The sequence below is a fragment of the Pseudomonas sp. AGC41 genome, assembly GCF_057334555.1.
Map to the genome: position 1 here is coordinate 1 of NZ_JBHFJB010000163.1, position 10425 is coordinate 10425.

At 62.4% G+C, this 10425-nt stretch carries 8 protein-coding genes; 3 read left to right on the top strand and 5 right to left on the bottom strand.

Annotated elements, in window-relative coordinates:
- Positions 1–98 precede the first annotated feature (98 nt).
- Complete coding sequence (locus ACE04F_RS28240) at positions 99–1616, bottom strand: AhpA/YtjB family protein (protein WP_486110916.1); 1518 nt, start codon at positions 1614–1616, stop codon at positions 99–101.
- Positions 1617–1749: 133 nt separating this feature from the next.
- On the opposite strand from ACE04F_RS28240, the gene serB reads away from it, so the two are divergent.
- A complete protein-coding gene (gene serB, locus ACE04F_RS28245) occupies positions 1750–2964 on the top strand; it encodes a phosphoserine phosphatase SerB (protein ID WP_486110918.1) in 1215 nt (404 codons plus the stop codon).
- A gap of 76 nt (positions 2965–3040) precedes the next feature.
- On the opposite strand, the gene ACE04F_RS28250 is transcribed toward serB, so the two are convergent.
- The 4 genes from ACE04F_RS28250 to ACE04F_RS28265 all read right to left on the bottom strand — a co-directional run bounded on the left by ACE04F_RS28250 (position 3041) and on the right by ACE04F_RS28265 (position 8203).
- The gene (locus tag ACE04F_RS28250; protein ID WP_486110920.1) at positions 3041–4801 is read right to left on the bottom strand and encodes a molecular chaperone; all 1761 of its coding nucleotides are present in this window, start codon (positions 4799–4801) and stop codon (positions 3041–3043) included.
- Between the two features lie 126 nt (positions 4802–4927).
- Positions 4928–5788, bottom strand: coding sequence for an archaetidylserine decarboxylase (gene asd, locus ACE04F_RS28255; RefSeq protein ID WP_486110922.1), 861 nt, complete (start codon positions 5786–5788; stop codon positions 4928–4930).
- A 19-nt stretch (positions 5789–5807) separates the two neighbouring features.
- Positions 5808–6623, bottom strand: coding sequence for a thiosulfate sulfurtransferase (gene rhdA, locus ACE04F_RS28260; RefSeq protein WP_486110924.1), 816 nt, complete (start codon positions 6621–6623; stop codon positions 5808–5810).
- A gap of 41 nt (positions 6624–6664) precedes the next feature.
- A complete protein-coding gene (locus ACE04F_RS28265; protein ID WP_486110926.1) occupies positions 6665–8203 on the bottom strand; it encodes an HDOD domain-containing protein in 1539 nt (512 codons plus the stop codon).
- 166 nt (positions 8204–8369) lie between these two features.
- Between ACE04F_RS28265 and motA the strand changes: the two genes are divergently transcribed.
- Both motA and motB read left to right on the top strand, forming a co-directional pair.
- Positions 8370–9221, top strand: coding sequence for a flagellar motor stator protein MotA (motA, locus tag ACE04F_RS28270; protein ID WP_486110928.1), 852 nt, complete (start codon positions 8370–8372; stop codon positions 9219–9221).
- 3 nt (positions 9222–9224) lie between these two features.
- Complete coding sequence (gene motB / locus ACE04F_RS28275) at positions 9225–10271, top strand: flagellar motor protein MotB (RefSeq protein WP_486110930.1); 1047 nt, start codon at positions 9225–9227, stop codon at positions 10269–10271.
- The last annotated feature ends 154 nt before the right edge of the window (positions 10272–10425 follow it).

A 10425-nucleotide genomic window follows, 5' to 3' on the forward strand; every position in this document is an offset into this window, starting at 1 on the left:
TGTGGGAGCGAGCCTGCTCGCGAAGAGGCCATCGAAGCCATTAAAAAGCCCGCAGATAATCACTCATCTGCGGGCTTCGTTATTCCAGGCAACGGGGCTCAGGCCTGGCGCTCATGCATCCGCGCCAGCTGCCGTTCCAACAGCGACGGATAGGGTTCCATCAGCCGTTCCACACAACAGGCGCCTTCGGGGCTGGCGATCGGGCGGATGCGCGCACGTTGGCGGATCAGCGCGTCGTCATTGATCTTGCGTTCCACCAGCAGCAGGTTGCGGCTGTGTTGGGAAAGGGCCAGGGCGTCCTGGGCGGTTTCGGTCAGCAGCAGGTCGATCTGGCTCAGACCGAACAACCCATCTCCCAAGGTCAGGCCCAGTTGCAATTGCAGGGTGATGCCGCTGTCGGCGACTTCGATCTGCAATTGATGACCCAGCGCCCGCAGCAATTCGCCGCAGCATATGGCGTTGGTCAGGTAGTCATCGCCGCTGTCCTCGGTGTGGAACAGCATCAGCGTACTGCCGTCGTTCAGCGTGTGCAGCTCGCCCTGATAAAGCGATGCGGCCTGGTCGAGGCAGTCGCGATAGCGTTCGAGCAGCTCTTTCAGGCGGGCCTGGGGCAGGCGCCGTAGTTGGTCCTGGGCGCCCAGTTGCACGGCCAGTACGGCGCTGTGCTGGGGCTGGTTCGAGGCGACAGGGCGGGCGAGCGGTTGTGGTTCGCCGGCAATCGATTCCTCGCGCAAATCGGCAAAGGCCTCGTCGTCATCGTCGTCTTCGACAGTGCGCACCACATGTCGCGGCGCGGGGCGGGCAGCGGGCAGCGGCGCGCTTTCGTCGAAGCCCGGATCGCGCAGGTTACGCACCTCGAAGTCCGGCTCCGCATCGTCCTCGTCAACGTAGTCGATGCCTTCAGGTTCCGGCACGGGTTCCGGCTCCGGCGCGAAGCTGGCGTGGAGCTGCCGTGCCAGGTCGCCGATTTCATCCTGGCGCTGGGTGGCTGGCGTGTGTTCGTCGATGTCTCGCAGCCAGACGCGCAACTGCAACAGCGGCGTGGAGATATGCCGCCCCAGGCGCAAGCTCAACGCCAGGGCCAATGCCAGCAGGATCGCGCTGAGGATGCCCATGCTCTGCAGGCTGATGGTCATGGGTTGCTGGAACTGATCCATGTCCAGGCTGATACGCAATTGGCCGGCGGTCACGTCCTGAAAGGTGATCTTGCTCTGGTACATGCCACCGGTTTCGCCGAGCAAGCCTGGCTTGGGACGCTGGCCGGCCTCGGCGAGGATGCGGTTGTCCACGCTGTAGATGGCGGCGTGGGCCACCAGCTTGTTCTTGGTCAGGTTGTTGAGCAGCACGTTGAGACTGAGGATGTCGTTGGACACCAGCAGCTCGGTGGCAGAAGTGGCGGTCTGGGTGGTCAGGCTTTCGCCCAGGGCATCCGCCTGCTCGTGCATGGCCTGCTTGAATTGCAAACCCATCACGCAGGCATAAATGACCAGGGCCAAGGCGACCAGGATCACGTTATGGCTGGCAATGCGCAATGCAATCGGCACGCGGCGATGGCGCAATGCACGGAAGATCAGCAGGAAGAAGTTGTCGGTTTTGACTGGCGTGGGCCGGTTCACTGAGCTCGGCTCTTTGTCCGTGAAATTGACGCGCAGTATAGCGACAGCCCCATGACCGGCAAAGCACTGGCGGTGCCCGATGGTCACTGAATGTGGGTAGAATGCGGTTTTTTTCCACCTGCGGGGGTGCGCCTTGCGCGAAATCGTCCTGATAAACATCACTGGCAGCGACCGTCCGGGTCTGACTGCGGCCATTACCGGCGTTCTGGCCCAGGGTGGTGTGAGCATTCTCGACATCGGTCAGGCGGTGATCCACGACACGCTGTCGTTTGGCATCCTGGTTGAAATCCCGGACGCCGAACACAGCAAATCGGTGCTCAAGGACATCCTGTTCACCGCATACAAGCTTGATCAGCAGGTGCGTTTCACCCCGGTGTCCGAGGAAGATTACCAACAGTGGGTGGCTGGCCAGGGCAAGAAGCGCCACATTGTGACGCTGTTGACCCGTAAGGTTACCGCCGAGCAGTTGCAGCGCGTCAGTTCGATCACCGCCCAATACGGGCTGAACATCGACCATATCGACCGACTGTCCGGACGCATGCCGCTGGACACCCCGGCCGATCAGGGTAAGGGTTGCATCGAGTTCTCCGTGCGCGGCGAACCCGCCGATCCCCAGGCGCTGCGCGCCGAGTTCCTCAGCGTGGCGCAGGAGCTGAACGTCGACATCGCCTTCCAGGAGGATTCGCTGTTTCGCCGTAACCGTCGCCTTGCGGTGTTCGACATGGACTCGACGTTGATCGAAGCCGAGGTCATCGATGAGTTGGCCAAGGCTGCCGGCGTCGGCGACAAGGTGTCGGCGATCACCGAGCGGGCGATGGCCGGCGAGCTGGATTTCCGCGCCAGCTTCAAGGAGCGCCTGGCGTTGCTCAAAGGCCTGGATGTCAGCGTGCTGGACTCGATCGGTGCCTCGCTGCGCCTGACCGAAGGCGCCGAAACCCTGTTTGCCGAACTCAAGCGGCTGGGCTACAAGACCGCCATCCTGTCCGGCGGCTTCACTTACTTCGCCAAGCAATTGCAGGCCAAGCTCGGCATCGACTACGTGTTCGCCAACGAACTGGAAGTGGTGGATGGCAAGGTCACTGGCGTGGCTGTCGAGCCGATCGTCGATGCCCAGCGCAAGGCGGACTTGCTGCGTGAGCTGGCCGCGAAAGAAGGCCTTCGCCTGGAACAGACCATTGCCGTCGGTGACGGCGCCAACGACCTGCCAATGCTAGCGATCGCCGGGCTCGGCGTGGCGTTCCGGGCCAAGCCACTGGTGAAGCAATCGGCCCGGCAGGCCATTTCCACCTTGGGGCTGGATGGGGTGCTGTACCTACTGGGCTTCAGGGATCGCGACGGACAGGTTTGAGCCCTGCATCGAGTTCCCGGGCATACGCTCTTGTGGGGAGGGAGCAAGCTCCCTCCCCACAAGAGCTGGTCGCTTTCTAGAGTGACTTCCACAGCGAATCAAAATCGCCTTCCTTGTCACTGCCATCCCCACCGGTGCCTGCGTCTTCGGGGTGATAAGCAAACTGATTGAAGCTGTGGGTGCTGGTCACGCGCCGATCCAGCGAGGCCCGTCTTTCCTGTCCGTTGGTATTGATCAATACCCGCTGGCCTTCCTGGAAGGGCAGGCGCGGAGCGATCATCGTGGGCGGCAGGTCGATTGCGCTGATTTCCGGCAGCAGCAACCCCCGCAGATAGTGGCCTTGCTCGTTCTGCTCGCGCGCCAATTGCACGCCGCAAGGCTGGGCATGGGGAGCGACCAGTTCAATGCCCATTTGCATCGCACCGTTGCGCACCTGCCGGATCCAGCGGACCACGGCGATACTCCAGGCCTGGTCGCTGGTGTCACGAATCCCGACCATCTCCCCGGCCTGCAATTGCTCCGGCACTTCCTTCGGCCAGCCGAGGCAGTACCCACCCGGGCTGTGATTGATGATCGGCAGATCAAAAGTCGGAAAATGATGCTGGTTGTCGGAGCTGGCGCCGTCGTCATCGGCCGGGTTGACCGGGTACTCGATTTCTTCGTACGGCAGCAGGTCACTGTCGCCGGTTGGAGCTGCGTCGAACGCCTGGTTCCAAGTGTCGTTGGTTTTGGTCGGCGAGGCCTCGAATCGGGCCTTGCGCAGGGTCGGGTTCTTCAGGATTTCGCTGAAGGAGCGTTCGCCTCCAAGGTAATAGTGCAGCGCGCTCATGCCCACGCACAGGGTCAGCGTGCCGTTGCCTTCGGTGCGTTGGAAGCTGCGCTCGGCGGCTTCGCCCCAGGCCGCCTGCAGGTGATGCAAGGTGTCGGCGCTCATGCCGGCAGGTACCGCCAGGGACGAGTCGCCAGGTTGTGCCAGGTGAGCGCTGATGGCGCGCACCAGAGGCTGCGGATCGAACCCCAGCAGGCTTGGTTGCTGTTCGGCGCGAAATTTGGAGCGATAGCGCGGCCCTACATCCAGTTGCGGTGCGACGGCAAACAGGCTGGCGGCGGTAACGGCCGGGTCGAGCTTGACGCTCTGGCTCCATGGTTCCAGCACCTCGGCCAACCGGGCGATCTGGCTTTGGCGCAACTGGTTGCTGCGCGACGCGCCCAGCAGCAGCGCGACGACGTAAGTCTGCTCGGCGTTCAGTTGAGGGACCTGGCTGGCCAGCTCATCGCCGACACTGACGTGCTGCAACCGATGCTGGCAAGCGATCCGGTACAGCTGGTGCAAATCGAGCCATAAACCCTCAGGTACCGGGCTGTATAGCTGGCTGGCTCGCAACAACGTGCCGTCGAGGGCATGTATCGCTCGTTGCAGCGCCGTCGCCAGCAGGCGCGCCCGGTCCTTGGTAAATTTTGGCGAGATACGCGCAACGATTTGTTTGTATCCCATCGCCAAATGAGTTTGCAGGGCCTGGCTCAGGTTGACGATCTTGCGCGAACGCTCATCCAGCACAATGGCTTGCTGCAGGAAATGTCGCTCCAGGTGCTTGCAGACGTAATAAACCTCGGGCCGCAACAATTCGAGCAATTGCAGGCGGTTCTCGCTCGGGGTGAGCAATTGGTTCAGTTCACCAAGCGCCTGGTACAGCAGGCGCGCGGTTTCACCGATGTTGGCCTTGGGCAGGTTGCCGATCCAGCGCTTGAGATCGCGTGGCGTGGCATCGCAGAAGGACAGGCGCGACTGGGTCGGTGTCAAGACGCGCAGTAACTGGAGAGGGCTGGTCTCATTCATGCCGTGGATAGGCTCCGGCGGGAAATGAAGGGAATGTTTCCAACTCTAGCAGGTGTGGGCGAAAGATCATGCCGCGGCGACACCTGGCGCCGGCGATGGCAGCGACCCAGGTCGCTGCCTCGGTGATCAAGCCTTGGGTAATGCCAGTCCTTGTCCCATCTGCACCGGCGAGCCGGCTACCAATTCTTCGGCCCACTGCACTTGCCCCGGCCCGAACAGCACGATAGCGGTCGAGCCCAGCTTGAAGCGGCCCAGCTCGGCGCCTTTTTCCAGATGAATCGGCGCACGGGCGGCTTCGTCATAACGGAAGGTCTTGAGTTCGCGCTTGGGCGGTGTCACCAGGCCGGCCCAGACCGTCTCGATGGACGCCACGATCATTGCGCCCACCAGCACCACGGCCATCGGCCCGCGCTCGGTGTCGAAAATGCAGGCCACGCGTTCGTTGCGGGCGAAAAGCTCTGGGACGTTCTCGGCAGTGGTCTGGTTGACCGAGAAAATTCGCCCGGGGATGTAGACCATTTCCCGCAGCGTGCCGGCCAGCGGCATGTGCACGCGATGATAATCCTTGGGTGAAAGGTAAATCGTTGCGAAGTCGCCGCCCATGAATGGTGCCGCGTTGGCCGCATCGCCGCCGAGCAGTTCCAGCACGCTGAAGCTGTGGCCCTTGGCCTGGAACACGCGGCCGTGCTCGATCGGGCCGAGCTGGCTGACGGCGCCGTCGGCGGGGCTGAGAATCGCACCGGGGGTTTGGTCCAGGGGACGAGCACCGTCTTTCAGCGCGCGGGTGAAGAAGGCATTGAAGTGCTCGTAGGCGCTCAGGTCTTCCACCAGTGCCTGGGACATGTCCACCTGGTAGCGCTTGGCGAACCAGGCCGTAAAGGCATTCTTGAACCAGCGCACGCGGCATTCGGCGATGCAGCCGGCGAGGCGCGACAGCAAGTGGTGCGGCAGCAGGTACTGAGAAAGTATGAACAAACGGTTCTTCATTAAATGTCCTTAGGAATCTTCAAAGCTCGATGGGGGTGTCAGGGTGGTTGCCCCATTCGCCCCAGGAACCGGCATAGCCTTTGACTCGCGGGTAACCGAGCGCCTTGGCCACTAGATAGGTAAAGCCAGAGCGGTGGTGAGTCTGGCAGTGAGTAATGATTTCCTTGTCGGGTGTAATACCCAGCTGTTCGAGGATCTCGGGCATGTCCTTGCGAATGCGCAGGTTGCGCTTCTGGTCCATGCCGGCGGTCCATTCGAAGTTCACCGCGCCGGGGATGTGGCCGCCCCTGGCCGCGACGACTTTCTCGCCGAAGTATTCCTGCGGGCCGCGAGCGTCCCAGATGGCCAGGTCGGCAGCGCCGAGACGGCTTTGCAGGTATTCACGGGTGGCGGTGGGCGCGTCGTGCAGCGTCAGGCTGATCGGACCTGCAACGGGTGCAGGGACGTCGATGGACACCGGCGGGCCTTCAGCCAGCCACGACAGCAAGCCGCCGTCGAGGTAGTGATAGTTCCCGTGGCCGATCACGTCCAGCAGCCAGATAAACCGCCCGGCCCAGCCGCCGCCTTCGTCGTCATAGACCACGTAGACCGCATCCGGGTGGTGCCCGAGTTCACCGAACAGGGCTTCGAGGTCGGCTTTGGCCGGCAGCAGCCCCGGCGCCGGCGGTTGGCCGAGCTGGGTGCGCTTGGGATCGACGAAGCGTGCGCCGGGAATATGTCCGGTGCTATAGCGGGCGGCGCTGGTCAGGTCCACCAGAATCAGTTCGCGGGCGTCGAGGCGCGGCAGCAGTTCGCTTGGCTCGATCACCAGCGGCAAGCCAGAGAAGTCAGGCATGTGAGGTCTCCTGGGGCCAAAGGGAAAGGATTGTAGCAGGTTCAGCGGCCGCGGTTGGTAAAGGTATGCAGGGCTCTTTCGATGCATTGCACGGTTTTGCCGAAGGCTTGCACGGTGACGTCCGAGAACGGCCCGCCGCCCTGGTCCACTGCCACCAGCATGATCACCCGGCCATTGCAGGTCAGCGAGCGCAACAACAGGTGCTCGCCACGGAACAGGCTGCGCAGGCCCGGCGGCAATAGCGCCGAAAACTGCGCGTTGTTGTCCGGGTTCAGACGAACCTGGGCCTGCTGGGCCAGCAATCGTTGCAAGATTTTGCTCTGGCAGATGGTAAAGCTCATGGCCGCGGTTTCCTTCGGCAAACCGGCGGTCTGGTGAACGCGCACGCTGGTCTGGCTGCGGTCGGCCATCAGGATCATCACCCGCCGCATGCCACAGGCCACCAGGGCGTCCCGTGCCGACGTGGTCAGGTGCATGGCGTTGAGGAAGGGGCTCGGCTCCACCAGCATGGCGGAACATTGCTTGCGCCACTGGCTCAGGTCCTGGGCGCTGGGCGGCGCGGCGGGCAACAAGCCGGGGTGGATACGGCGGCTGTCCCAAGGCCAGATCAGCGCCACGGCCGGGTGCCAGAGGTCCGGCATGGCGTGATGGCGAGCACTGTTGGCGGCTTGTTGGTGCAACTGCTGCTGGATTTCATCCATCGACATTTGCAGATACAAACTGGTGAGGTATTGCCAGCGAGTGTTGTGAGGGCTGTCCCAGGCCTGCTGCGCCGCGAGGGCCAGGCCGTTGGCCAGCAACACGGTGTTGGCCGGCTGGTTGAGCCAGCGCCGCAGGGTTGGGTCGTCGTCCAGGCGATTCTGCTGGCGCAGCGGATGTTCGCTGTCCCGGGCGATGCGCAGGACTTTCACCAGTTCGCGGCGTTCGTTGAGCAACAGGCGATAACCTTGCGCCACCCAGATCGGCAAACGCCAGGTCTCAACCAGGGCCAGGCAGATTTTCAGCAGGCTGACGCCGAACAGCTCACGCTCCACTTCGCTGGCTGGCTGCCTTTTATGAACGACCCGCAACTCCCATTCCCCGAGCAATCGCGGATGAGTGAGGGCCAGCGGCCAGAGCGGTGACAGGAACAGCAGGCTGCCCCAATGGATGTCTTGCCACAGCCGCGCCAGGCGGCTGGCGAAAAAACCGTTGGCCTGTTGCGTGGCGTGCTGGCTGATCAATTGCAGCTGGCGCAAGGCAACAGGGACTTCGTGCCCCGGCAATGACGGCAGGCGGGCGAGCAACTCCTCGGTGCGCTTGAGACCGAGGCGGTTGATGGCCACTTCGAGATTTTCCGCAGGCTCAGCGAGGCTGCCATGGGTGTGATGGTTGGCCTCGCGGATGACGCTCAGGGCCAGCGCGGGGCTGTCCTGCATCAGGTCGGCGATGTCGCGCAATGAGCGACGGCTGTCGGCGAGGGCCTTGCAGACCAGGTCGTGGCTGGCCTGGGGCACCGGCAGGTGCACGCCGTTGAGCAGCTTCACCCAGCCGTCGAGGGTGGTCGGTCGGGGCGTTGGAACCTTGGTTTCGTTAGTCATGACTGGACGTGATCATCGTATGAATTCTCTACGCCCGGAACGGGGCTAATTGGCTTTTCGCCAGAACAGCCTATAGTCTGGCGCAGTTTTGCCGATAAGTAGAAGAAGAGATTTTTCAGCTTCCGAATATGACCTTGAACCCGACTTAAATAAGTACTTTCTATCTATGGCTAAAATTATCGGCATCATCGTCGTGTTCGCGAGCGTGCTCGGCGGATACGTGCTCTCCCATGGCAAGATCGCCGCCCTGGTCCAGCCTTTCGAGGTGTTGATCATCGGCGGTGCCGCCCTTGGCGCATTCCTCCAGGCAAACCCTGGCTACACGACGATGCATGTGCTCAAGAAATCCTTGAGCATGTTCGGCTCGCGTTTCACCCACACCTTCTATCTCGAGGTGCTGGGGCTGGTCTACGAGATCCTCAACAAAAGCCGCCGCGAAGGCATGATGGCGATCGAGGGTGACATCGAAGACGCCGCCGCCAGCCCGATCTTCGCCAAGTACCCTTCGGTGCTGAAGGATGAGCGCATGACCGCGTTCATTTGCGATTACCTGCGCATCATGTCGTCCGGCAACATGGCCCCCCATGAGCTGGAAGGTCTGTTCGACATGGAGCTGTACAGCCTCAAGGAAGACCTGGAGCACCCGTCTCATGCGGTCAACGGCATCGCCGACGGCATGCCCGGCTTCGGTATCGTTGCGGCGGTATTGGGTATCGTGGTGACCATGGCGTCCCTGGGCTCAGGCGACCAGGCCTCTATCGGTATGCACGTAGGTGCGGCCCTGGTGGGTACGTTCTTCGGTATCCTGGCGGCGTATGGCTTCTTCGGCCCGCTGGCTCATTCCCTGGCCCACGACGCCAAGGAAGAACTCAACGTCTACGAAGCCATCAAGGCTTCCCTGGTGGCCTCGGCCTCAGGCATGCCGCCGTCCCTGGCAGTGGAGTTCGGTCGCAAGGTCCTGTACCCGGTGCACCGCCCAAGCTTCGCCGAGCTGGAACAAGCGGTTCGCGGTCGCTAAGCCATGGAAAATAACCAGCCCATTATAGTCAAGCGCGTCAAGCGCATTGCCGGCGGGCACCATGGCGGCGCCTGGAAAATTGCCTTCGCCGACTTTGCCACGGCGATGATGGCGTTCTTTCTGGTGCTGTGGCTGCTGTCCACCGCGACCCCGGAACAGAAAATCGCCATCGCCGGTTACTTCAAGGATCCGATCGGTTTTTCCGAGAGCGGCACGCCGTACATCATCGACCTGGGCGGCTCGCCGGTCCTGGCGCCGGAAAATACCCTCAACCCCGAGGTCAAATCCCAGCCTCAGCCTGACAAGGCGACGGTCGACGCCAATGAAGCCGAAGGCATGGCCGAGCAGGTCGAGCGCGAACGCCTGGAATTGCTCCTGCAGGAATTGCAGAACAAGGTTGAAGAGAACCCGGAACTGCAGAAATTCAAGGACCAGATCCTCTTCGAGATCACACCGAACGGCCTGCGCATCCAGATCATGGACGCCGATAACCGTCCGATGTTCGACTCCGGCAGTGCGCGCCTGAAGCCGTATTTCGAAGACATTCTGCTGGCCATGGCCGATACCATCAAAGCGGTGCCGAACAAGATCAGCATCAGTGGCCACACCGATGCCAAGCCTTATGTCGGCAAAGGTGACTTCGGTAACTGGGAGCTGTCGGCAAACCGGGCCAACGCGGCACGGCGTGCCCTGGTGGCGGGCAGCTATCCGGACGAGCAAGTGGCGCGGGTCGTCGGTTATGCGTCTTCGGCACTGTTCGATCGCAAGGATCCGTTCAACCCGGTCAACCGCCGCATCGACATCGTGGTGTTGACCAAGAAAGCCCAGAAAGCCATCGAAGGTTCGCAGACCGACGATCCGGCGCCAGACCCGGCCCCGGGCGAGGGCGCGCCGGGTGAAGTGCCTGCAGCGCCCGCCACGCCTGGCGCGGCCGCCGATCCAAACGCGCTGCCGGCCGACCAGCAACCAGTGCCGGCCCATGAATTGCGCGAGCGCCTGAACCTGTTCGACGACGCCGCGCCGAAACCGGCGGAGCCGCCGGCGCAGTAACCCCATAAAAATGCCGACATATCGTCGGCTTTTTTATGAGCATTATTCACTTGAGACTCGCTCGCTTTTTGTGGCGAGGGAGCTTGCTCCCGCTCGGCTGCGCAGCAGTCGCAAAACCGGCCGATCCGGTCTGCCTGGAGAACAGCCGGGGGGG